This window comes from Stenotrophomonas genospecies 3, from assembly GCF_054473855.1.
Genome location: NZ_JBTMUR010000003.1, coordinates 98,931 through 121,172 on the forward strand (window position 1 = coordinate 98,931; position 22,242 = coordinate 121,172).

The window sequence follows — 22,242 nt, forward strand, 5'->3', positions numbered from 1 at the left end:
GCGGGCCGCCTTGGGCTATCGTGCCAGCATCCCTTCCTTCCCCTCTGGATTGCCTATGAAGCTGGTCTCTGCCTGGCTGCGGATTCCATTCTGGCAGCGCGTGGTCGGTGGCTTCGTGCTCGGCGCGCTGGCCGGCTGGGCGCTCGGCCCGGCCGCGGAAACGTGGTTCGGCCCGCTCGGCGAGCTGTACGTCACCCTGATCAAGATGATCGCCGTGCCGCTGGTGTTCTTCGCGGTCATCAACGCAATCTCGTCGCTGCACGGCCAGAAGTCGGTCGCCGCGCTCAGTGGCCGCACCTTCCTGTGGTTCGTGATCACCGCCGCGTTGGCGGTGTGCGTCGGCCTGGGCGTGGGTACCGTGCTGCAGCCCGGCGCCGGTGGCCTGCAGCTGTCGATGGCCAGCAACTACGTGCCGCGCGAAGTGCCCAGCGTGGTGCAGGTGCTGCTGGACGTGGTGCCGGCCAATGTCTTCTACGCGCTGTCCGGCATCGGCACCAAGGTCAATGCGGCCGGTGAAACCGTGCTGGCTGCCGGTCGCGGCTCGATCCTGCCAGTGATCTTCTTCGCTGGCCTGGTGGGCTTTGCCATCGTCAAGCTGGGCGAGAAGGTGACCGAGGCGCGCAAGCTGGTCGGGCAGATGAGCGACATCATGATCCAGGTGACCCGCTTCGTGCTGGAAGTCACCCCGATCGGCACCTTCGGCCTGATTGCTGGCCTGGTCGGCAGCTACGGTTTCGAGAAGCTGCTGCCGCTGGGCCACTTCGTGCTGGCGCTGTACGTGGCCTGCGCACTGCACATCGTGGTGGTCTACAGCGCACTGCTGCTGGCGCACGGCCTGAACCCGCTGAAGTTCTTCCGTGGCGCGGCGCCGGGCATGCAGGTCGCCTTCGTCAGTTCGTCCAGCTTCGCAGCGATGCCGGTGGCGCTGCGCTCGATCACCCACAACCTGGGCGTGAACAAGGACTACGGTTCGTTCGCGGTGCCGCTGGGTGCCAGCATCAAGATGGATGGCTGCGGCGCGATCTACCCGGCGCTGTGCGCGGTGTTCATCGCGCAGTACAGCGGTGTGCCGCTGACCCCGGAGCAGTACGTGGTGGTGCTGATTGCCTCGGTGCTGGGCAGCTTCGGTACCGCCGGCGTGCCGGGTACTGCTGTGATCATGGCCACGGTGGTGCTGAGCGCAGCCAACCTGCCGCTGGAAACCATCGGCTACCTGTATGCCATTGACCGCATCCTGGACATGATGCGCACGATGACGAATGTGACGGGCCAGATGCTGGTGCCGGTGATCGTGGCCAAGGAAACCGGCCTGCTTGACCAGGCGGTGTATGACAATCCGTCCAGCAACGTGGGCGTGGACGATCCGGACCCGACACCGCCACGCGGCTGAGGTTGCGTGGAGATGAAAGGCCCGCCCTGACCGGCGGGCTTTTTGTTTTGGAGCTGACTGGCGCGGTGCCGATCAGGGTAGGTCCCCGGTAGATCCACGCCATGCGTGGATGGCCGCAGTGCCGACCAACGGTCGGCACCCACTGGGGCAGGTGGCGCAGTGCCGGCCAAGGTCGGCACCCAGTGGGGGCGCAAACAAAAAAGCCGCTGCAGGGCAGCGGCTTTCTCGTGTCAGGCGGCGCAGTGGCGCCAGCGGGTCAGAGATCGACCCGGCGGGCCTGCATGAACTTGTTGCCCCAGTAGCCGCTGAGCAGGGTGTCCACGCGGACGTCCTTGCCGGAGCTCGGTGCGTGCAGGAAGCGGCCATCGCCAACATAGATGCCGACGTGGTCGACGCGGCCCTTGCGGCCGAAGAACACCAGGTCACCGGCAGCCAGTGCGGTGCGATCATTGATCAGTTCGGCGTTGTCGTCGTGTGCCATCTCGCGCGACACGCGCGGCAGCTCGATGCCCAGGGCCGAGCGGAACACGTAACCGACCAGGCCGCTGCAGTCGAAACCGCTGTCCGGGTTGCTGCCACCCCAACGGTACGGGGTGCCCAGCAGGGTCATCGCGCGGCGCAGCAGCGATTGCACCTTGCCGTTGTCGGCGGCGGTGCCGACAACGCTGCCATTGGCGGCGCTGCTGGTGTCGTAGTTGGCGAGCAGGCGGCTGAGATCACCGGCTACCACGGCCGAGCGGTCCATCAGCGGAATGGTGTCATTGGCGGCCAGGTGCGGCAGCAGGGCGGCCAGCGTGGCGCTGGCGGCGGCATCGACGCGGCTGCGCTGCGGAGCGGCAGCCTCGGCCTTGGCGGCCGGTCGGGCGGTGCTCTCGGCCACCGGGGCCGGGGTCACATCGGAACGGTTCGGAGCAGTCTGCGACCAGGCCGGAAGGCTGGTCAGACACAGTGCCAGGCCAAGCAACAGCGGGCGGGCACTACGTGAAGATACGGAAGTCTGGCCTTCGCTTTTCAGGTCGTCAGTCGTCACGCGTCGGTCACAGGAAAAAAACGATGGGGCATCATGCCCTGTAAAAGCGGCAATAAGTTAAAAATTCCGTTAGTAAATCGTTAGTTGCGCAGTGATATGCGTCACAATTTTGAACATATCGCCTGTTCATCTTAGCGAAGGACGCGTTTCGCCCCGGTGTAGTGGTCCTTCCAGTACGGACCGCTGAGCGAGTCCAGCCGGACCGTGCCACCGGTGCTCGGCGCGTGCACGAAGCGCCCTTCACCCACATAAATGCCGACATGGGTGACGCTGCCGCGGCTGCCGAAGAACACCAGGTCGCCGGTGGCCAGGCGCTGCGGGTCGATCTTCGGGCCCTGTACCGCCGCCAGGTCGCGCGAGGTGCGCGGCAGTTTCAGGTCCAGCATCTCGCGGTAGACGTAGGCCACCAGGCCGCTGCAGTCGAAGCCGGAGTCGGGGGTATTGCCGCCATAGCGATAGGGGGTGCCGACCAGGCTGATGGCGCGCATCAGCACCGAGTTGGCCGCCTCGGGATTGTCCGGCACGGTCTTCGGCCAGTTCGCGGTCGGCGGGGGCGGCGCGGGTCGGGTGGCCTTGCCGCCGCCGCAGGCGGTCATCAGCACGGGCAGGGCCAGCAGCAGGGCCGGGGCGAGGAGCCGGCGCAGGCCGGACGAAACTGGCGTGATGTGCATGATCTCCGGATAATGCGCCACCTTAGGATTGGCCGTCATGATGGCGGCGTCCCCGCCGGGCGACAACCCGCCCCAACCCGCCTGCCTCCGGCAGATCCAGACAGAGTTGCGCATGAAGATCGAAAAAGACCGCGTTGTCCGCTTCCACTACACCGTTTCCGAAGTCGGCCAGGAGCCGATCGAATCGTCCAAGGACCGCGGCGAGCCGCTGGCGATCCTGATCGGCCACGGCAACATCATCCCGGGCCTGGAAAACGCCATGATGGACAAGGAAGCCGGCGCGACCTTCAGCGTCGACGTCAACGCAGCCGATGCCTACGGCGAGCGCCGCGAGGGCCTGTCCCAGCGCGTACCGAAGAAGCACTTCGGCAACACCAAGCTGGCTCCGGGCCAGCAGGTCGTGCTGCAGACCAACTTCGGCCCGCGTGCGGTGACCGTGCAGAAGGTCGGCATGAGCGTCGTCGACGTCGACCTGAACCATCCGATGGCCGGCAAGGACCTGCACTTCGACGTGGAAATCGTCGATGTGCGCGAAGCCGGCAAGGAAGAAATCGACCACGGCCACGTCCACGGCGACGGCGGTCACCAGCACTGATCGCAGCGCGATCGTGATGGCAGCAACGGCCCGCTTCGGCGGGCCGTTGCTTTTGTGGAACACGGCGCGGCCATCCATGGCGCGCAGGCCGGCGGCATAATGGCGGACCTGCCCGACGGACGCCCTGTGAACGCCGCTTCTCCTTCCCTGCAGCCGGTGGCTTCCGGCGAACGCATCGCCGTGCTTGACGTGCTGCGCGGTGCTGCGCTGCTGGGCATCCTGCTGATGAACATCGAGGCCTTCAGCGGGCCGCTGGACCTGGCGTTCACCGGCATCGACGTGCATTGGCAGGGCGTCGACTACTGGGCCGATGCCTTTGTCTACGTGTTCGTGCAGGGCAAGTTCTTCACCCTGTTCTCGTTGCTGTTCGGTGCCGGCTTCGCGGTGATGGCGCAGCGCGCTGAGGCCGCCGGGCGCGACTTCACCCCGTTCTACCTGCGCCGCAGCGCTGGCTTGCTGCTGATCGGTCTGTGCCATGCACTGCTGGTCTGGTCCGGCGACATTCTGGTGATGTATGCACTGATCTCGTTGCCGCTGCTGGCGTGCCGCGAGGCGCCACGCAGCTGGCTGTCGTGGATGGGGTTGATGGTCTACCTCGGCGGTGTGGCGATGATGCTGCTGGTCGGCGCGATGGTGTCGATGGCTTCGACCGAAGATGTGCAGGGCATGCTTGCTGAGGCGCAGCGGAGCATCGAGCTGCAACGGCAGGTGTACGGGCAGGGCAGCTGGGCGCAGGCCAATGTGCAGCGCCTGAGTGAGTTCGGTACGTCCATGGGGGCGCTGCTGATCACCGGCCCGGAAGTGCTGGGCATGTTCCTGATCGGCAGCTGGTTCGCCGGCAGTGGCGCGCTGGCGAAGCCGGAGCGCTTCCCGCGCCTGTACGCGTCGCTGCGCTGGATCGCACTGCCGCTGGGCCTGCTGGTCACGCTGCTGGGGGTTGCCTGGAAACCCTACCTGGCACCCGGTGCGTACAACCTGCCGGTGACGGCGGCGATGGCCATGGTCACGGTTGGCGGGCTGCCGATGTGCCTGGGCTACCTGGCGTGGATCGTGCACTGGCGCATGCGATTGGCCTGGCTGGCGCCGGTGGGGCGCATGGCGCTGACCCATTACCTGGCGCAGTCGCTGGTCTGCACGCTGCTTTTCTATCACTACGGACTGGGATGGTTCGAGGTGATGCCGCGCAGCGTGCAGCTGCTGTTCGCACTACTGCTGTTCGCTGTGCAGGTGGGCATTTCGCACGCGTGGTTGCGCCGCTTCCGTTTTGGGCCGATGGAATGGCTGTGGCGTGCGATGACCTACCGGCAGTGGCCGCCGATGCGGCGCGGGGCCGGGCAGGGCTGATCGATGCAGGGCGCGCGCGAGGATGTGATCGTGGTCGGCGCCGGTGCCATTGGACTGGCCGTCGCGCTCGCGCTGCGCGCACAGGGCCGGCAGGTACGCGTGATCGACCGTGGGCGTGTCGGCGGCGCGACCTCGCATGGCAACTGCGGCACCATCACCCCCAGCCACGCGCCGCCGCTGCCAGCGCCTGGTGTACCGCTGCGCGCGCTGCGCTGGATGCTCGATCCGCGTGCACCGTTGTACGTACGTACGCGCCTGGACCCTGCATTGTGGCGCTGGCTGCTGCAGTTCGGCGCGCGCTGTAACGCACGTGACTGGCTGCACGCCACGCGGGCACGCGGCGCACTGTTGAATGATTCACGGCTGCGCCTGGCCCACTGGGTGCAGACGCATGCGCTGGACTGCGAATTCGATACCCGCGGTCTGGACTACGTGTTTGGCGATGCCCGCAATTTCGATCACCACGCCGCTGAGTGTGAGGCACTGAACGCGCAGGGCATCGCCACGGCGCGCATCGACGGCGCCGACTATGCGCGCGACAATCCAGCTTTCCATGATCGCATTGCCGGCGCGATCCACTTCCCCGGCGATGCGCAGCTGCGTCCGGACCGCTACACCGCCGAACTGGCGCGCGTGCTGCGTGCACAGGGCGTGGTGATCGAAGAGCACTCGGACGTGCAGGATTTCAGCGCCCACGCGCAGGGTGTGCGCGTGCACGTCAGCGAACGCACGCTGCACGCACGCGAGCTGGTGCTGGCCACCGGGCCGTGGTCGCCGCGCTGGGCACGGCAGCTGGATCTGCGCGTACCGATCCAGCCCGGCAAAGGTTACTCGCTGACCTGGTCGCGACCGTTGCAGGTGCCGCAGCGCCCGGTGGTGCTGAAGGACCATTCCGTGTTCGTGATTGCTTGGCGCGAGGCGTTGCGACTGGGCGGCACCATGGAATTCGCCGGTGCCGAACCGCAGCTGCGCACGGCCCGCCTGCAGGCCCTGCAGCAGGCCGCCGACCACTACCTGCGCGCGCCACGCGGTGCGCAGCTGCAGGAGCAGTGGTGCGGGTGGCGCCCCATGAGCGTGGACGACGTGCCGTTGATCGGCCGCGCGCCTGCGCATCCTCACGTCTGGCTTGCAGCGGGGCATGGCATGCTCGGCATCAGCATGAGCGCCGGCACCGGCCAGCTGATCGCCGATCTCGTCTGCGGCCGCACGCCAGCGATCGATCCTGCCCCTTACCGACCCGAGCGATTCCGATGAGCACTGCATCCTTTGATTACGACCTGATCGTCCTTGGCGGCGGCTCCGCCGGCCTGGCCGGCGCGATCCGCGCCGCGCAGCATGGCAAGCGCGTGGCAATGCTGGAGCCCGGTGAGCTGGGCGGGACCTGCGTCAATGTCGGCTGCGTGCCGAAGAAGGCGATGTGGCTGGCGGCCGACCTGCACGAGCGTATCGGTCTGGCCAGTGCGATGGGCTTCGATGTAAAAGCGCGCCCGGCGCTTTCCTGGAAGGAACTGGTGATCCATCGCCAGGCCTACATCAGCAACATCCACACCAGCTACCACAAACGCCTGGATGAGACCGGCGTGGTGCGTATTCCGGCGCGTGGCCATCTGCTGGATGCGCACACCGTGGCCTGCAGCGATGGTGTGCGCTACAGCGCCGAGCACATCCTGATCGCAACCGGTGCGCACCCATTGCGGCCCGACATTCCCGGCGCCGAACTGGGCCTGGTCTCCGACGATTTCTTCGATCTGCGCGCGGCGCCTGCCGAAGTCGCGATCATCGGGGGTGGTTACATCGCGGTGGAACTGGCCGGCCTGCTGCAGGCGCTGGGCAGCAAGGTGAGCCTGCTGGTGCGTGGCCAACGGCTGCTGGATCGCTTCGATTACGAGCTGACTGATCAGCTGGCCGAGAACCTGAAGCAGCAGGGTGTGCGCATCCATTTCGGCTATCGCCTGCGCGAACTGCAGCGCGATGGCGAACGGGTGCGTGCATTCGGCCATGACGGCCCGCTCGACAGTGTGTTCGACGCGGTGTTCTTTGCTACCGGGCGTCGCGGCAACAGCCGTGATCTGGGCCTGGAAGCGCTCGGCATCTGCATCGGCGAGCACCAGCAGGTGCAGGTGGACGAATGGCAGACCACCAGCGTGCCGAGCGTGCACGCGGTGGGTGATATCGCCGGCAAGGTTGGCCTGACCCCGGTGGCGGTGGCTGCTTCGCGACGGTTGATGGATCGCCTGTTCGGTGGTCGCCCGCAGTCGAAGATGGATTACGAGAACGTGGCCAGCGTGGTGTTCTCGCACCCGCCGCTGGGTGCGGTGGGCATGAGCGAGGAAGAAGCGCGCGCGCGTTTCGACCAGGTGAGCGTTTACCACAGCCGTTTCCGACCGATGCTGCAGGCGCTGGCCAACGGTACACAGCGCAGCCTGTTCAAGATGGTCTGCGCCGGCCCGGAAGAACGCGTGGTAGGTATCCACCTGCTGGGCGAAGCGGCCGACGAGATCCTGCAGGGTTTTGCGGTGGCGGTGAAGATGGGCGCGACCAAGGCCCAGTTCGATGACACCGTGGCGATCCACCCGACCTCGGCCGAGGAAGTGGTGCTGATGCGCTGACCTGCGGTTGCTGCAGAGCCGAGCCCATGCTCGGCCGTCGCTCTTTGTAGAGTCGAGCCATGCTCGACTGCGGTGGAAAGACAGTCGAGCATGGCTCGACTCTACAAGGCGGGCACCGGACGCCCCCGTGCGACAATGGGCGCCCCCACGCTTTCCCGGGCCGCTCCGAGCGGCCCGCCGTCGTCCTGATGTCCAATCCCGCTTCCCGTATCGCCACCGCCTCCCCACGCATTGCGCTGGGGGGTATCGGCCTGGCCGCGATCGGCGCCATCGCTGCTTCCGGCAAGGCGATCATTGTCAAGCTCGGCCTGCGTCACGGCGTGGATGCCACCACGCTGCTTGCCCTGCGCATGCTGATGGCGCTGCCGCTGTTCGTTTTGATGGCGCTGTGGGCCGCGCGTCGGGCCGAACCACTGTCCTGGGCCGACCGAGCTCGTGTGCTGTGGCTGGGTTTCACCGGCTACTACCTGTCCAGCCTGCTCGACTTCAAGGGCCTGCAGTACATCAGCGTGACCCTGGAACGATTGATCCTGTACTTGAATCCGACCCTGGTGCTGCTGATCAACGTGCTGCTGGCGCGCCAGCGGCCGGGCCGATGGCAGATCGGCGCGCTGGTGCTGAGTTATCTGGGCGTGCTGCTGGCGTTCGGCCATGACCTGCAGCGCGAGGGTGGGCAGATCATCGTTGGCAGCCTGCTGGTGCTGGGCAGTGCGCTCAGCTATGCGCTGTACCTGTTCGGCAGCGGGCAGGTGGTCGCGCGTATCGGAGCGGTGCGGCTGACCGCTTACGCCAGCTGCGTGGCCAGCGTGCTGGTGCTGCTGCATTTCGCGGTGACCCATCCGCTGCCGTTGTTGTGGCAGGCACCGGCGCCGGTGCAGTGGTTGTCGCTGGTCAATGCCACCGTGTGCACGGTGCTGCCAGTGCTGGCGATCATGCTGGCGGTGCAGCGCGTGGGTTCGTCGCTGGCCGCGCAGGTCGGTATGCTGGGCCCTGTTTCCACCATCGTGATGAGCCTATGGCTGCTCGACGAACCGATGGGGCCGGCGCAGATCGCCGGCACCGTGCTGGTGCTGATCGGCGTTCTGCTGGTAACCCGCCTGCGGCGCTGACGCCTGAGCAGGCGCGCGCGCGCATCCTGGCGGTGATCCGCGCGATCCCGGCGGGGCAGGTGATGGGCTATGGGCAGGTGGCGCTGCGCGCGGGCCTGCCCGGGCGTGCGCGCCTGACCGCGCGCATCCTGGGCCAGAACGACGACCCGGACCTGCCTTGGCACCGCGTGTTGCGCTCGGATGGGCGCATTGCCATGGAAGAAGGGTCGGCCGGCTGGCGCGAGCAGTCACAGCGGTTGCGCGCCGAGGGCGTGCGGGTGGAGAACGGCCGGGTGCGGATGCCGGCGGCTGATCCGGCGGCGGCACTGGATGCCGCTGTGTGGGGGCCCGGCTGAGCACCGCTGGCGACTGAACAGGCCGCGCCTGCCGGTCGCCAACAAGACACGGTGCTGCGGCTATGATGGAGGCCGTTCCATGCCGGTGCTCCCATGTTCCCGCGACTGCCTACCGTCACCAAGGCCCTGCTGATCGCCAATGCGATCCTGTTCCTGCTGCAGCAGCCGTTCCTGCTCGGCATGCAGACCTTCGAGCCCTTCATGCTGCAACCCCTTCAGCAGGGCTTCGACGCATTCTCGCCGGGCGGCAACTTCCAGCCCTGGCAGCTGCTGACCTACGGCTTCCTGCATGGCAGCTTCGGCCATCTGTTCTTCAACATGCTGGCGGTCTTCATGTTCGGCGCGCCGCTGGAGCAGACCTGGGGCGAGAAGCGCTTCCTGCTGTATTACCTGGTGTGCGTGGCCGGTGCCGGTGTCTGCCAGCTGCTGGTGGGTACGCTGCTGGAAAACCCGGCCACGGTGCTGGGTGCTTCCGGTGGCGTGTTCGGCCTGCTGCTGGCCTACGGCATGCTGTTCCCCAACCAGCGGGTGATGCTGCTGTTCCCGCCGATCCCGATGAAGGCGCGCACCTTCGTGATCCTGTTCGGCGTGGGCGAGCTGGTGCTGGGCATGACCGGCTGGCAGCCGGGCGTGGCCCACTTCGCACACCTCGGCGGCATGCTGTTCGGCTGGTTGCTGATCCGCTACTGGCGCGGACAATCGCCGTTCAACAAGCGCCGCCCGCCCGGCCCACCGAAGCGCCCGAACCATCTGCGCAGCGTGAAGTGAGGCGCGATGCGCCTCGCTTCACGCGGGTAGGTGCCAACCTTGGTTGGCACGCTTTGAATGGGATCATTTGACGCTGTAGGTGCCGACCGTTGGTCGGCACACCTTCTCCCACGCGGGTAGGTGCCAACCTTGGTTGGCGCGCTTTGAACGGGATCATTTGACGCTGTAGGTGCCGACCGTTGGTCGGCACGCTTTGCTGCCTCGTGCCAACCAAGGTTGGCACCTACCAACAGCAGATGATGCAGGCGACGGGGTACACGCGCCTCCACGATGGCGAGGCTCTACAGATCCTGCAACACCACCTGCGCGGCATTGTGCCCGGGCGCACCGGTCACACCGCCACCGGGATGGGTACCCGACCCACACAGATACAACCCCGGAAGGGCACCGCGATAGCCGGCCTGGCCGACCATCGGCCGTGCCGAGAACAACTGGTTGGCACTGAGCGCACCGTGGAAAATGTCGCCGCCGACCAGGCCGAAGGTGCGTTCCAGATCCAGCGGCGACAGCACCTGCCGACCGAGCACGCTGCCGGCAAAGCCGGGCGCATACCGTTCGACGGTGGCAATCATCAGGTCCGCCACAGTCTCGCGGTGATCATCCCAATTACGCCCGTCGGGCAGTACCGGCGCCACGTGCTGGCAGAACAGGCTGGCCACATGCTGCCCGCGCGGCGCCAGTGAATCATCCAGCGTGCTCGGAATCAGCATCTCTACGATCGGTTCGCGCGACCAGCCTTCGCGGCGCGCATCCAGCCAGGCGCGGTCCATGTAGTCCAGGCTGGGGGCCATGATGATGCCGGCGCTGAGGTGATCGCCGGGGCCGGGCAGGGCACGGAAGTCCGGCAACCGCGACAGCGCCACGTTCATCCGGAAGGTGCCGGAACCGCAGCGCCAGTTCGTCATGCGTTCGCGCGTGGCAGCGGGTACCTGCGTCGGCTCCAGCAGCTGTTCGTACAGCAGCTTCGGATTGACGTTGGCCACCACCGCGCGTGCACGCAGGGTTTCGCCGTTGACCAGTTCCACCCCCACGGCGCGGCCTTGTTCGGTCAGTACCTGTTGCACACCGGCATCCACGCGCAGTTCGGCCCCGGCCTCGCGCGCCGCACTGGCGATGGCCTGGCTGATCGCGCCCATGCCGCCGATCGCGTGGCCCCACGCACCTTTTACGCCATTGCACTGGCCGAATACGTGATGCAGCAACACGTAGGCGCTGCCCGGTGTGTATGGACTGGCATAGTTGCCGACGATGCCATCGAAGCCGAACAGCGCCTTGATCGGCTCGCTCTCGAACCAGCGGTCCAGGTATTCCGCCGCCGACAGCGTGAACAGGTCCAGAAGCTCCTGCCGCAGCGGCGCATCCAGTGCCGCCAGTTCGCGGCCGAGCTTCCCCATCTGCCACAGTGCGGGCAGCGCACGCCAACCGCCTGCTACACCCAGGTCGGGCGGCGCGCGCAGGGCCCATGCGCGCAGTACGTCGGCGAAGATTTCCAGGCGTGCCTCGTACGCGGGCAAGCGCTGCGCATCCCGCTCGGAGAACTTCGCCACCTCGGCCTGAGTGCGGCCAGGTGCCGACAACAGATAGCGGTCGTCGGGCAATGGCAGGAAGTTGTTGGCCGGGCGCGCGACGATGCGCAGCCCATGCGCATGCAGCTGCAGGTCGTCGATCACCTTCGGCTGCAGCAGCGAGACCGTGTACGAGGCGACTGAATTGCGGAAGCCGGGATGGAATTCCTCGGTGACCGCAGCGCCGCCAAGAACGCCGCGACGTTCCAGCACCAGCACCTTCTTTCCGGCACGTGCCAGATAGGCCGCGCAGACCAGGCCGTTGTGGCCACCACCAACGATGATCGCATCCCAGGTCATCTGCACCTCGGAAAAAGGGGACGGAGGGGATTAAGTCGCAATTCGCATGGGGTCACCGGCAATGGGGAAAAAACGACTTAATCCCCTCCGTCCCCTTTTCTGATCGCTGCTTCGATGGTGGCGATGTCGATCTTCTTCATCGGCATCATCGCGTTGAATGCGCGCTTGGCCAGTGCCTTGTCCTGGCTGGTCACCGCTTCGATGAGCATGCGCGGGCTGATCTGCCAGGAAATGCCCCAGCGGTCCTTGCACCAGCCGCATTGGCTCTCCTGGCCACCGTTGCCGACGATCGCATTCCACAGGCGGTCGGTCTCGGCCTGGTCCTCGGTCTGGATCTGGAAGGAAAACGCTTCGCTGTGCTTGAACGCGGTGCCGCCGTTGAGGCCGACGCAGGGGATGCCGCAGACCGTGAATTCAACGGTCAGTACGTTGCCTTCCTTGCCGTCCGGATAGTCACCGGGGGCGTGATGCACGGCGGTCACCGCGCTGTCGGGCAGGATACTGGCGTAGAAGGTGGCGGCCTCGAGTGCGCCGTTGTCATACCAGACACAGATCGTGTTCTTGTGTGCCATGTCGGGGTTCCACGTTGGACGAAGCCGCAGCGATAGCATGCGCGGTGTTAATCCGGGATCGTGCTGCACCTGCAAAAAAGGAGGGCGCCCGAAGGCGCCCTCTGCGTTACCCGTGTGGCAGCTGGATCAGCGCCAGACCTTGATCTGCTCGGCTTCACTGCGCTGCATCGGCTGGCCGGCCTTGCAGCTGAAGGTGGCGCCGAAGGCCGGCAGGTTGGCCAGCGTGCCGTTGCTGCGCCACAGGCCCGGTGCACGGATGTCGGCGGTCAGGCGGCGTACGGCCTCGTTCGGCGCCAGCTGCTGCGCCCACAGCGCAGACCAGGCGCGGAAGAAGCCCTGCTGCTGGGCCTGCTTGGCCTTCGGCTCCTGCGCGACATACGCCGCCCAGGCCAGTTCCAGACCGGCGATGTCGGCCAGGTTCTCCTCCTGGGTGAGCGTGCCGTTGACCTTGGCACCCTTCACGCCCGGGAAGTCGTAGGCGCTGTACTGCGCGGCCACGCGGTTACCGAGCAGGGTCCAGGCGGTCTTGTCGGCCGGGGTCCACCAGCTGCGCAGCTCGCCCTTGGCGTCGACCAGCGCGCCCTTGGCATCGATCGCGCGGGTCAGCTCATGGCCGACCAGGCCACCGAAGCTGCCGAATTTGTCGGCAGCGTCGGCCTTGGCGTTGAACACCGGGCCCTGCAGGATCGCGGCGGTGACGATCAGGCGGTTCTGGGCCAGATCGTAGGCCAGCGACGGCTGCTGCGGCAGCACGTCCCAGCGACGGTCGGCGTTGCCCTTGCCGATGCGCTTCATTTCCTCGCGATGGCGCCAGGTCGAAGCAATCAGCATGTTGCCACCGAACGAACCGCGGCCCATCGGCTGCACGCTGTAGTCGAGGTCGCGCAGCGGGGTGCCGATCTCGATCTTCAGCGCAGCCAGCTTGGCCTGCGCTTCGGCCTTGGCTTCGGTGCTCATCCAGCTGCTGTTCTTGACCGCTTCGATCTGCACTTCGCGCACCTTGTCGACGATCCACGCCGCCTGGCGACGATCTTCGGCGGACAGGTAACGGGCAGCGTATTCGCGACCGACCATCGGGCCAGCGGCTACGTTGATCGCCTCCAGCACGTCTTCCCAGCGCTGCGGCGGCAGGGTTTCGCCACGCAGCACGCGGCCGCGGAATTCGAACTCGGCATCGCGGTAGGCCTTGGACAGGTACGGTGCCATCGAGTCGCCCACGCGCCAGCGCAGGTAGGCCTTCCACTGGTCCGGCTTGAGCTTGGTGACCATGCCGTCGAGCTGCTTGAACAGGCCCGGGTCGGCCAGCGAGACCAGGTCGTCATCCACGCCCTGTGCCTTCAGGAAGGCATCCAGCTGCAGGTTGCGGTAGCGGCTGTTGAGCTCCTTGGTGGAGATCGGCGCGTAGTTGTTGAACGGGTTGTTGATGCCGGCCAGCGACTGCGCATTGCGTGCCAGCTCGGTTTCCAGCGCGATCACCGCCTGCGACTCGGCATCCAGCTTGGCCGCCGGGGTGCCGGTCAGTGCCAGGATCTGCTTGACGTAGTTGCGGTAGCGGCCCATCAGCGCCACGGTGTCGGCGTCGGTACGGGTATAGAACGCCGGATCCGGCAGGCCCATGCCGCCCTGCATGAAGTAGCCGATGTGACGGTCCAGTGCTTTCAGATCGACGTCGGGGCCGAAGTTGAATGCCACCGGGATGCCGACCTGGTGCAGTGCGGCGATCGAGGCCGGCACATCCTTGGCCTTCTTGATGGCGTTGATGCGGGTCAGCAGCGGGGCGATCGGGTTGGAGCCGTCTGCTTCCACGGCCGCTTCGTCCAGGCCACTGGCCCAGAAGTCACCCAGCAGCTTCTGCACGTTGCCCTGCGGCGCCTTCATCGCTGCGTCGAGCAGTTCACGCTGCTGCTGGCGGCTGCGGTCGACCAGCTGGCCCAGCGCGGTGGTGGCGCCGGTCTGCGGCACCGGGTTGGCCTTCAGCCAGCCGGCATTGGTGGCGTCGTAGAAGTCGCTGCACTGGGCACTGACAGCCGGGGCACGCGCGGCCTTTTTCTTGGCGGCGAAGGCATCGTGGGTCGGGACCAGAGTCGCCAGGCTGATGCCCAGGGCGATGGCAAGCGGACGGAAATTGGGCATGTGGAACGAATCCGTGATGGATTGAGGGCGCGCGCACTATAGCAAGCCGCGCATGGGCGCGGCATGCACGCATCACGGCGCATCCGCCGGGCATGGCCCGGCGCTACCGGGTGTGTGGCATCGACACCGCATGCACGCATCACGGTGGCTCCGCCGTGCCATACGCCGACCAAGGTCGGCATCTGCCAATGGTGTGGGCCTGCACAGGCGCAGCAGATCCACGCCATGCGTGGATGACGGGCGCGGCAAAAAACAAAGGCCCGGGAATTCCCGGGCCTCTGCAGGTCTACCTTGGCATCAGCCAGGGCTTACCAGATCACCACCTGCTGCTCGCCGGCGCGGGCCATCGGCGAACCGGCCTTGCACTGGAAGGCCGCGGCAAAGGTCGGCAGGTTCGACGGCGCACCCATGGCGCGGAACTGCGCCGGCGCGTGCGGATCGGTGGCCAGGCGGACCTTGGCGTTTTCCGGGGTGTACTTGGTGCGCCACACGGTGGCCCAGTTGAAGAAGAAGCGCTGGTCGCGGGTGAATCCATCGACCTTTGCATCTTCCTTGCCGGCGGACGCCTTCTGCAGGGCGTCGTAGGCGGTAGCCAGGCCGCCCAGGTCGGCGATGTTCTCGCCCAGGGTCAGGTGACCGTTCACGGCCTGGCCGTCGACCTTGTACTGGTCGAACTGCTTGACCAGCTTGCCGGTCAAGCCTTCGAAGTTCTTCTTGTCAGCGGCGGTCCACCAGTCTTCCATGTTGCCGGTCGGCCCGAAGCGTGCACCCTGGTCGTCGTAACCGTGGGTCATTTCGTGGCCGATCACCGCACCGATGCCGCCATAGTTCAGTGCGTCGTCGGCCTTCGGATCGAAGAACGGCGGCTGCAGGATGGCGGCCGGGAACACGATCTCGTTCTGCAGCGGGTTGTAGTAGGCGTTGACCGTCTGCGGGGTCATGCCCCACTCGGTCTTGTCCACCGGCTTGCCGATCTTGGACAGGTTGAACTTGTAGTTGAACTCACTGGCCGCGCGCACATTGCCCAGGTAGCTGTCGCGCTGGGTCTGCAGGCCCGCCCAGTCACGCCACTTGTCCGGGTAACCGATCTTCGGGGTGAAGGTTTCCCACTTGGCGATGGCCTTGGCCTTGGTTTCATCGCTCATCCAGCTCAGGCCCTGGATGCGTTCCTTCAGCGAAGCGGCCAGGTTCTTCACCAGCTCTTCCATCTTCGCCTTGGCTTCCGGCGAGAAGGCAACCTTCACGTACAGCTGGCCGAAGGCTTCACCGGCGTCGTTCTCGATGGTGCCCAGCACGCGCTTCCAGCGCGGCTTCTGTTCCTTCTGGCCGTTGAGGGTCTTGCCGTAGAACTCGTAGTTCTCCTGAACGAAGGCATCGGCCAGGTACGGCGAGGCGCTGTCCACGGTGTGGAAGCGCAGGTAGGCGCGCCACACCGAGGGATCGGTATCGCCCAGCGCCTTGCTCACTTCCTCATGGAAGGCCGGCATGGCCAGCGAGAACTTCTCCGGCGCGGCTACGCCCTGCGACTTGAAGAACTCGGTCCAGCTGAAGTTCGGGGTCAGCTTGTCAGCGTCGGCCAGGGTGACCGGGTTGTAGTACAGCTCGACGTTGCGCGACAGCTCCACGCGCGACTTGGAGGCCTTGGCCAGGCGGGTCTCGAACTTGACCACGTCCTCGGCCTGCTTGGCAGCGTCGGCAGCGGCGACGCCGGACAGCTCCAGCACCTTGGCGACGTGTGCCTGGTAGGCCTTCAGCTTGTCGGCGTTCTTGGCATCGGTGTAGTAGGTGCTGTCCGGCAGGCCCAGGCCGCCCTGGCTGGCGTAGGCCAGGTTCACGGCCGAGTTCTTGAAGTCGGCTTCAGCGCCGAAGCCGAACAGGACGTTGTCACCCTTGGCCGCGCTGCTGCGCAGGTAGTCGGCGATGGCCGCCTTGTCCTGCAGGCCGTCGATCGCGGTCAGGTCGGCCTTCAGCGGCTCGATGCCCTGGGCATTGATCTTGGCTTCGTCCATGCCGGTGGCCCACAGGTCGCCGACGATCTTCTCGATATGGTTCGGGTTCTTGACCTGCGCGACCTGTTCAGCCAACTGGTGCTGTACGGCAACCGAACGCTCGTCGAGGATGGTGAACGCGCCCCAGCTGGTGCGGTCGCCCGGAATTTCATTGGCGGCCAGCCACTTGCTGTTGACGTAGTCGCCGAAGGCGCCACAGGCGTCCTTGCTGGCATCCAGATCGCTGGGCTGGAAGGCGTTGTAGGCCGGCAGCTTGCTCTCGTCCAGCGTGTAGTTGGTGGCTTCGGCCGCAGCCGGCGTGGAGGCGGTGGCATCCTTGGCCGGGGTTTCGTTCTTGCCGCAGCCGACCAGCGCGGCCGAAACGGCCAGGGTCAGCAGCACGATCTTGGGAGTACGGGTCACTTTGATGGCCTCCAGGCCGAGTGAGTCAGGGAAGGGCCGCGGGGACGGCCGTGGGCCGAACAATACGCCGCCGGCCTGCCCTGCAAGGGTGTCGAAGGTCATGGCCGGGCGCAAGGGGGCCGCTTCGTGGGCCGGAAAAGACAGACCCGGCAAAAGCCGGGTCTGTCGGGGTACTGCGATAAGGCGTGGATCAGAACTTGTACTTCAGACGCACGAACGGGGTGCGGCCGTAGTAGTCGTACTGGGTGGCGAAGGCCGGTACGTTGCCGTAGCGGGAATCGGCGACACCGATGGAAACCAACGGCGGGGTCTTGTTGAAGATGTTGCTGACGCCCACCAGGATTTCCCAATCGGCCTGCGCGTAGCTGACCGAAGCGGTGTGGTAGATGCGCGAGTCGGCCACGATGTCACGATAGGAGTTCGGACGACCCTGGTAGGTGAACACCGGGTCCAGATCGATGTCTTCGGTCTTGTGGATGTAGGTGGTCAGCCAGTTGTACGACCAGTCACCACGGGTCAGGCTCAGCGCCAGGTTGCCCACCACCTTCGGACGGCCGATGTCACCCAGCAGCTCCGAGGATTCCAGGCCGCTCGCAGCTGCGCTGGAGAACACTTCCTGGGTGTCTTCGATCGTGTAGGTGACCTGGGTCTCGGCCGAGAACTTGCCGAACGAGAAATCGTGGTCGAAGTTTGCGGTCAGGTCGTAGCCACGGGTGCGCTGCTTGTTGATGTTGATGAACTTGTTCTGGATCTGGGTCACCGCATACGGCTGGGTAGCACTGGCCGGATTGCGGGTCAGCAGATCGCAGTAGCTGTTCGGGTACACCGTGCCGCCGTAGCAGCCACGCATGACGTTGGTGCTGCCCAGCTGCGCGATTTCATTGCTCACTTCGTAGTCGAAGTAATCGATGGCCACGCTCAGGTTGGCGAAGGTCGGGGTGAACACGATACCGGCGGTCTTCGCACGCGAAGTTTCCGGAATCAGCGAATTACCACCGCCCTGGCGGTACACCGTGCCGCTGCTGCCGCCGCCGGCATAGTCGGCCGGGATACCTGCGGCCGCACAGTTGGCCTGGTAATTGGTATTGGAGCTTTCACCCCAGCGTACGCACGGATCGTTCGCCTGCTGGAAGAAACCAGTCTCGTTGCCAAGGTACAGCTCGTACAGGCCCGGCGCGCGGTAGGAGGTGCCGATCGAACCGCGCAGACGCAGCGACGGAATGACCTGCCAGTTCAGGCCGACCTTCCAGACATTGTCCGAATCGGCAACGTTGTCGTACTTGAACACGCGACCCGAGGCGTTCAGGCTCAGCGATTCCACCGCCGGCAGGCCCTTCAGCAGTGGCACGTCGAACTCGACGAAGGCTTCCTTGACCTTGTCGTTGCCCTTGGTCACATCAGCCGAGGACGAGCCCCAGATGTCGCCAGTGCGGGACAGTTCGCTCGGCTGGTCGTTGAGCGAGTAATAGCGGTATTCCAGGCCGCCCGCAAAACCGACCGCACCGGCCGGCATCTCGAACAGGTCGCCGCTGACGATGGCGTTGATGGTAGCCTGCTTGTAAGTGGTCTTGCCCCAGTCCCACGCACCGAGCTTGTCGACCAGCTCGTCGACCTTGCGGCCGCTCAGGTAGTCCGGGTCGAAGTAGTTCACCGCCGGCGGCGCGTCGGTGTAGTCCAGGTCGCCGCTCTTGGAGGCCTGGATGGCCAGATTGCCGTACTTGCCACTGGAGTGGCTGAAGTTCGCGTTGACTTCCCACGCCCAGGTGTCGGTGCCCTTGAACAGGCCGTCAAGCTTGGTGGCGGCGTAGAAGTAATCGACGGTGACATCCTGCTGGGACTTGAACAGCATCACCGGGTTGGCGACGATCTCGGTACCCGGGATGTAGGCATACGGGAAGAACTGGCGCCAGGAGAACGTCTCGGTTTCGCGACGGTTGAACAGGAACTGGGTCTTCCAGTTGACCGAATCGAAGCCGAAGTCGGTGGCCACGTAGGCGGTCTTCCGCTCCTGCTTGTTGATGATGTGGCCTTGGCCCCAGCGCGCGAAGTTCACCGGCTCATCGAAGAAGGCCTGGCCGCGCGCGTAGCTCTGGGTCTTGCGCGGGCGGTAGCCCGGCAGCGGGCCGACAGTGGTGCCATCACCCGACGGCACATAGCGGGTGCTGCCGATGTCGACCACGTTGTGCAGCATGTTGACGCAGTTGGCCAGCGGCGTACCGGCATTGAGCGAACGATCTTCGCGGTCGATGCGGTTGCCGTCGGCGTCCTTGACCAGGTCGTTGCTGCAGTTGAGGAAGTCGCGGTCGCCACGGGTCAGCTCGTTGTGCTGATACCACTCGACGGCAGCGATGATGCTGCCCTTCTCGAAGTTCCAGCCATTGGCCAGCGACGCCGAGAACACTTCACCGCCGCCTTCGGTCGGGACGCGGCCGGTAACGGTCAGCTCCGGGCGCTCGATGTTCTTCTTGGTGATCAGGTTGACCACACCGGCCACGGCGTCGGAACCATAGATCGAGGACGAACCGTCCTTCACGATCTCGGCACGCTGCAGGATGGCGGTGGGAATGACGTTCAGGTCGAAGGCGCCGACGGCGCCACGGGTACCGGCCGGGCCGGGGCGCTGGCCATCGAGCAGCACCAGGGTGCGGTTGGCGCCCAGGCCGCGAAGCGACACGGTCTGTACGCCGGTGCCGCCGTCCACGACGAAGCCGCCGAACTGGTGGGTGATCTGGGTTTCGGCCGAACCGATGGCCGACTTCTGCAGGAACTCGGCCACGTTGACCTGGCCCTGCTTCGCGTTGGTTTCGGCGTTGATGGTGAACACCGGCGAAGTGGTCTCGTAGTCCGCACGGCGGATCAGGGAGCCGGTGACCGTAACCTTGTCAAGATCGGTTGCGCGGGTGGAAGCGCTTGAGCTGCTTGACGCCTTTGCTTCCTGCTGGGTGGATTCCTGGGCCAGAGCCGGTGCGACCTGCAGGCAGGCCAGCACAGCAAGAGTCAACGGGACGCGGCTTGGCTTTGATTGGCGGTTGGCGTTGCGCATTTCGTTTTGATCCCCACTTGTTATGCTTCGGTTAATGGAGTGTATGAGTCGCGTAAAGTAAATGCAACATGAATATTAAAATATCTTAACTTGCTGTTGTTATAGGGAAATTCAGTATTTGGGGCATGAAAAAGCCCCTGCCTGGCCGGCAGGGGCTTGGTGAAAGCGAGGGTGCCCGGGGAGGGATCAGAGGCCGCCGGGGCCGCAATCCTTGCTCAGGTAGTCGGCCATGAGCGTCAATGTCGTCCGGAAGTGCGCGGGGTACCACGGCATGCTGTGCGGCATGTCGGGGATCAGCTCGAACCGGGCTGGGACCTTGCCCTGTACGCCGTTGTAGAAGTTCCTCGCATGGAAGGACGGCGTGCGTACGTCACGGTCGCCGACGAAGGTCAGCAGAGGAATCGTGGCCTTCGCAGTGTTCTGCATCGGGTCCATGCCCTTCACCGTGCGCCCCTGCAGAATGCGTTGCAGGCGGTTCTGGCTCCAGGAGGTGCCCAGCCGGCCAAGATCGGTGACCGGGGCACCCGCGATGGCGCACTGGTAGGGGGAGGGGCTGCGCACTGTCGCGGCGGCAGCCGCGAAGCCGCCGTAGGAATAGCCGAAGATCGCGATCCGGTCCTTGGCGGCGATGCCCTGTGAGACGAGCCAGGCGGCGCCGTCATCCTTGTCGTCCTGCATCTTCTGGCCCCACTCGGCGTCACCTGCCAGCCAGAGCTTGCGGCCAAGGCCGGCGCTGCCGCGGTACTGAGGGCGCAACACGGCGTAGCCGCGCGAAGTGAAGAACGGCACCCAGCCGGATGCATCCCAGCCGGTGTAGTCGCGTGCCCACGGCCCGCCGTGCGGATGAACGAGTGCCGGCAGCGGGCCGTCGCCCTGCTTCCAGCCCGGCGGGAGATCCAGAATCGCTGGAATCTGCAGCCCATCGCGTGCGGTGTAGGTCACCCAGCGTTGTTCACCGATCTGCTTGCTGTCCACCCAGGGGCGCTCGCTGCCCAGCGGCACGACATTCTTGCGATCAGCCAGGATGAAGTAGCTCTTCGGGTTGCGGTTGCTTTCCGTGGTGAACAGGACGCGCGAAAGGTCGTCGTTGTAGCCGGTGATGTAGATGCTCAGGCCGGGATAGGCTTTCTGCAGGCCCTCCTGCAGGGCCTTCATCTGCGGATCCACGTACACGGCCTGTCGCTGCGGACCGTCGATATAGAAGCCGAGGACCTGGTTGAAGTTGCTCTTGCGCGTGCCCAGGATCAGTGAACTGATCGAGAAGGAGGGATGGGCGGCCAGAGGCTCCTTGTCGAACTCCTTCTTGGCAGGATCGTACAGTCGCGCCTGCACCAGATCCGAGAACTGGTCGGTCAGCACGTACAGCTTGCCGCTGTCATCGTCTATGCCGACGACTTCCACCGTATAGCGTTCGCTCAGTCGGGTGGTCAGGGGGGCGTGCACTTCGAACTGGCCGGCGCTGTTCTTGATCAGAATGCGTTGTTCGAAATCGTCGGAACCGGCGGATTCGACCTGGGTCTGGGTAAGGACTTCACCTGTGCGGGGATGGAACAGGCCGGGTGACGTGCGGGAGCTGCCCTTGAACAGCAGTTCGGTCTGGCCCGTGCGCAGGTTGAAGCGATAGTAGTTGGCCTGCAGCGTGGCCTCATTGAGCTGGCTGATGATGACCCTGTCTGCATCCAGCGGCAGCCCATGGACGAGCGAGGCGGTACCCGCAAGTTCGAGGCAGCGAAGGGTCTCGGGGCTGACCCCGAGCGTGCGGGTGTTGTTGGCGAAAGCCTCGTCGAACTTGGTCTGGGTGGCGTCGGTGAGGTAGGCCTTGGTCAGGAAGGTCTTGGTGGCTCCCGTACTGTTGCCTTCACCGCAGCCGCCGAGTTTGCCTGTCCATTCCTGGCGCCCGATGACGAGGTTGCGTCCCGCCTTCAGTGCGCTTGCCGCGATGAACTTCATCCGGTCACCGGATGGCGTGATGGCGACCGGACCGGCGCCGAGGTTATCCAGGTTCCAGTTGGCCAGGGCGGTATCGCTGTTGTCGCTGCCGGGCGCGGCGACGATCGCGACCAGCTGCTTGCCGTCGGCGCTCATGGTGACCGACTGGATGGTGGGGATCTTGGCGAAATCCTCGGCTGGCAGAGGGCTTGCGAGGGCAGGGGCAATGCACAGCGCCGCCAGTGCGGCGGCGCCAAGGCGGGCGGGGGACAAGCGCAGTTCCATGGTCGGCAGGGTCCTTGTGGCGGGCACATCAATATGACCTGAAGATGAACGAAGACGTGAATCCAGTCAACTTGGCGTGAATGCCCGGGCGCGCGTCACGCCCTGGAGGGGCGACCAGCAAAAAAAGACCCCGCCGGGGGCGGGGTCTTTGGT

Annotated in this window: 16 protein-coding genes; 8 read left to right on the plus strand and 8 right to left on the minus strand. The window is 65.6% G+C overall.

Annotated elements, in window-relative coordinates; all coding sequences use genetic code 11:
- Positions 1 to 55: 55 nt before the first annotated feature.
- Positions 56 to 1,390 (plus strand): dicarboxylate/amino acid:cation symporter, encoded by a 1,335-nt coding sequence (locus tag ACX9OT_RS05305; protein WP_046988032.1) that lies wholly within the window; start codon positions 56 to 58, stop codon positions 1,388 to 1,390.
- A 256-nt stretch (positions 1,391 to 1,646) separates the two neighbouring features.
- Here the strand turns inward: ACX9OT_RS05305 and ACX9OT_RS05310 are convergent, their stop codons facing one another.
- A complete protein-coding gene (locus ACX9OT_RS05310) occupies positions 1,647 to 2,420 on the minus strand; it encodes a C40 family peptidase (protein WP_005414115.1) in 774 nt (257 codons plus the stop codon).
- 131 nt (positions 2,421 to 2,551) lie between these two features.
- The gene (locus ACX9OT_RS05315; protein WP_065428014.1) at positions 2,552 to 3,130 is read right to left on the minus strand and encodes a C40 family peptidase; all 579 of its coding nucleotides are present in this window, start codon (positions 3,128 to 3,130) and stop codon (positions 2,552 to 2,554) included.
- Positions 3,131 to 3,203: 73 nt separating this feature from the next.
- Between ACX9OT_RS05315 and ACX9OT_RS05320 the strand changes: the two genes are divergently transcribed.
- The 7 genes from ACX9OT_RS05320 to ACX9OT_RS05350 all read left to right on the plus strand — a co-directional run bounded on the left by ACX9OT_RS05320 (position 3,204) and on the right by ACX9OT_RS05350 (position 9,851).
- Entirely contained in the window at positions 3,204 to 3,686 is a 483-nt protein-coding gene (locus tag ACX9OT_RS05320; protein ID WP_049398704.1) for an FKBP-type peptidyl-prolyl cis-trans isomerase, read from the plus strand.
- A 99-nt stretch (positions 3,687 to 3,785) separates the two neighbouring features.
- Positions 3,786 to 5,030: a DUF418 domain-containing protein gene (locus ACX9OT_RS05325; protein WP_459001296.1), complete on the plus strand. Its 1,245-nt coding sequence runs from the start codon at positions 3,786 to 3,788 to the stop codon at positions 5,028 to 5,030.
- A gap of 3 nt (positions 5,031 to 5,033) precedes the next feature.
- Positions 5,034 to 6,284: an NAD(P)/FAD-dependent oxidoreductase gene (locus ACX9OT_RS05330; protein ID WP_459001298.1), complete on the plus strand. Its 1,251-nt coding sequence runs from the start codon at positions 5,034 to 5,036 to the stop codon at positions 6,282 to 6,284.
- Positions 6,281 to 7,639 carry a glutathione-disulfide reductase gene (gene gorA, locus ACX9OT_RS05335; RefSeq protein ID WP_459001299.1) on the plus strand — a complete coding sequence of 453 codons (1,359 nt, stop codon included), beginning with the start codon at positions 6,281 to 6,283 and terminating at the stop codon, positions 7,637 to 7,639. The genes ACX9OT_RS05330 and gorA overlap by 4 nt, the downstream gene beginning before the upstream one ends.
- A gap of 188 nt (positions 7,640 to 7,827) precedes the next feature.
- Entirely contained in the window at positions 7,828 to 8,748 is a 921-nt protein-coding gene (locus ACX9OT_RS05340; RefSeq protein ID WP_201117010.1) for a DMT family transporter, read from the plus strand.
- A complete protein-coding gene (locus tag ACX9OT_RS05345; RefSeq protein WP_423173770.1) occupies positions 8,655 to 9,083 on the plus strand; it encodes an MGMT family protein in 429 nt (142 codons plus the stop codon). The genes ACX9OT_RS05340 and ACX9OT_RS05345 overlap by 94 nt, the downstream gene beginning before the upstream one ends.
- 93 nt (positions 9,084 to 9,176) lie before the next feature.
- Positions 9,177 to 9,851: a rhomboid family intramembrane serine protease gene (locus tag ACX9OT_RS05350; protein WP_032128229.1), complete on the plus strand. Its 675-nt coding sequence runs from the start codon at positions 9,177 to 9,179 to the stop codon at positions 9,849 to 9,851.
- A gap of 281 nt (positions 9,852 to 10,132) precedes the next feature.
- On the opposite strand, the gene ACX9OT_RS05355 is transcribed toward ACX9OT_RS05350, so the two are convergent.
- The 6 genes from ACX9OT_RS05355 to ACX9OT_RS05380 all read right to left on the minus strand — a co-directional run bounded on the left by ACX9OT_RS05355 (position 10,133) and on the right by ACX9OT_RS05380 (position 22,089).
- Positions 10,133 to 11,716 (minus strand): phytoene desaturase family protein, encoded by a 1,584-nt coding sequence (locus ACX9OT_RS05355; protein WP_459001302.1) that lies wholly within the window; start codon positions 11,714 to 11,716, stop codon positions 10,133 to 10,135.
- A gap of 77 nt (positions 11,717 to 11,793) precedes the next feature.
- Complete coding sequence (locus tag ACX9OT_RS05360) at positions 11,794 to 12,288, minus strand: VOC family protein (RefSeq protein WP_423163324.1); 495 nt, start codon at positions 12,286 to 12,288, stop codon at positions 11,794 to 11,796.
- Positions 12,289 to 12,414: 126 nt separating this feature from the next.
- Positions 12,415 to 14,421: a M13 family metallopeptidase gene (locus ACX9OT_RS05365; RefSeq protein WP_049460715.1), complete on the minus strand. Its 2,007-nt coding sequence runs from the start codon at positions 14,419 to 14,421 to the stop codon at positions 12,415 to 12,417.
- A 308-nt stretch (positions 14,422 to 14,729) separates the two neighbouring features.
- On the minus strand, positions 14,730 to 16,832 hold the full coding sequence (locus tag ACX9OT_RS05370) for a M13 family metallopeptidase (protein WP_049398732.1): 2,103 nt from the start codon (positions 16,830 to 16,832) through the stop codon (positions 14,730 to 14,732).
- A gap of 190 nt (positions 16,833 to 17,022) precedes the next feature.
- Positions 17,023 to 19,875 (minus strand): TonB-dependent receptor plug domain-containing protein, encoded by a 2,853-nt coding sequence (locus tag ACX9OT_RS05375; RefSeq protein ID WP_459001305.1) that lies wholly within the window; start codon positions 19,873 to 19,875, stop codon positions 17,023 to 17,025.
- 186 nt (positions 19,876 to 20,061) lie between these two features.
- Positions 20,062 to 22,089 (minus strand): alpha/beta hydrolase family protein, encoded by a 2,028-nt coding sequence (locus ACX9OT_RS05380; protein WP_107431283.1) that lies wholly within the window; start codon positions 22,087 to 22,089, stop codon positions 20,062 to 20,064.
- Between the last annotated feature and the right edge of the window lie 153 nt (positions 22,090 to 22,242).

Bases quoted from the DNA above. Each gene is read 5' to 3' on its own strand.
- ACX9OT_RS05305 (WP_046988032.1), top strand. From the start codon at position 56: ATGAAGCTGGTCTCTGCCTGGCTGCGGATTCCATTCTGGCAGCGCGTG.
- ACX9OT_RS05315 (WP_065428014.1), bottom strand. From the start codon at position 3,130: ATGACGGCCAATCCTAAGGTGGCGCATTATCCGGAGATCATGCACATC.
- ACX9OT_RS05320 (WP_049398704.1), top strand. From the start codon at position 3,204: ATGAAGATCGAAAAAGACCGCGTTGTCCGCTTCCACTACACCGTTTCC.
- ACX9OT_RS05325 (WP_459001296.1), top strand. From the start codon at position 3,786: ATGGCGGACCTGCCCGACGGACGCCCTGTGAACGCCGCTTCTCCTTCC.
- ACX9OT_RS05330 (WP_459001298.1), top strand. From the start codon at position 5,034: ATGCAGGGCGCGCGCGAGGATGTGATCGTGGTCGGCGCCGGTGCCATT.
- gorA (WP_459001299.1), top strand. From the start codon at position 6,281: ATGAGCACTGCATCCTTTGATTACGACCTGATCGTCCTTGGCGGCGGC.
- ACX9OT_RS05340 (WP_201117010.1), top strand. From the start codon at position 7,828: ATGTCCAATCCCGCTTCCCGTATCGCCACCGCCTCCCCACGCATTGCG.
- ACX9OT_RS05345 (WP_423173770.1), top strand. From the start codon at position 8,655: ATGGCTGCTCGACGAACCGATGGGGCCGGCGCAGATCGCCGGCACCGT.
- ACX9OT_RS05350 (WP_032128229.1), top strand. From the start codon at position 9,177: ATGTTCCCGCGACTGCCTACCGTCACCAAGGCCCTGCTGATCGCCAAT.
- ACX9OT_RS05355 (WP_459001302.1), bottom strand. From the start codon at position 11,716: ATGACCTGGGATGCGATCATCGTTGGTGGTGGCCACAACGGCCTGGTC.
- ACX9OT_RS05360 (WP_423163324.1), bottom strand. From the start codon at position 12,288: ATGGCACACAAGAACACGATCTGTGTCTGGTATGACAACGGCGCACTC.
- ACX9OT_RS05365 (WP_049460715.1), bottom strand. From the start codon at position 14,421: ATGCCCAATTTCCGTCCGCTTGCCATCGCCCTGGGCATCAGCCTGGCG.
- ACX9OT_RS05375 (WP_459001305.1), bottom strand. From the start codon at position 19,875: ATGCGCAACGCCAACCGCCAATCAAAGCCAAGCCGCGTCCCGTTGACT.
- ACX9OT_RS05380 (WP_107431283.1), bottom strand. From the start codon at position 22,089: ATGGAACTGCGCTTGTCCCCCGCCCGCCTTGGCGCCGCCGCACTGGCG.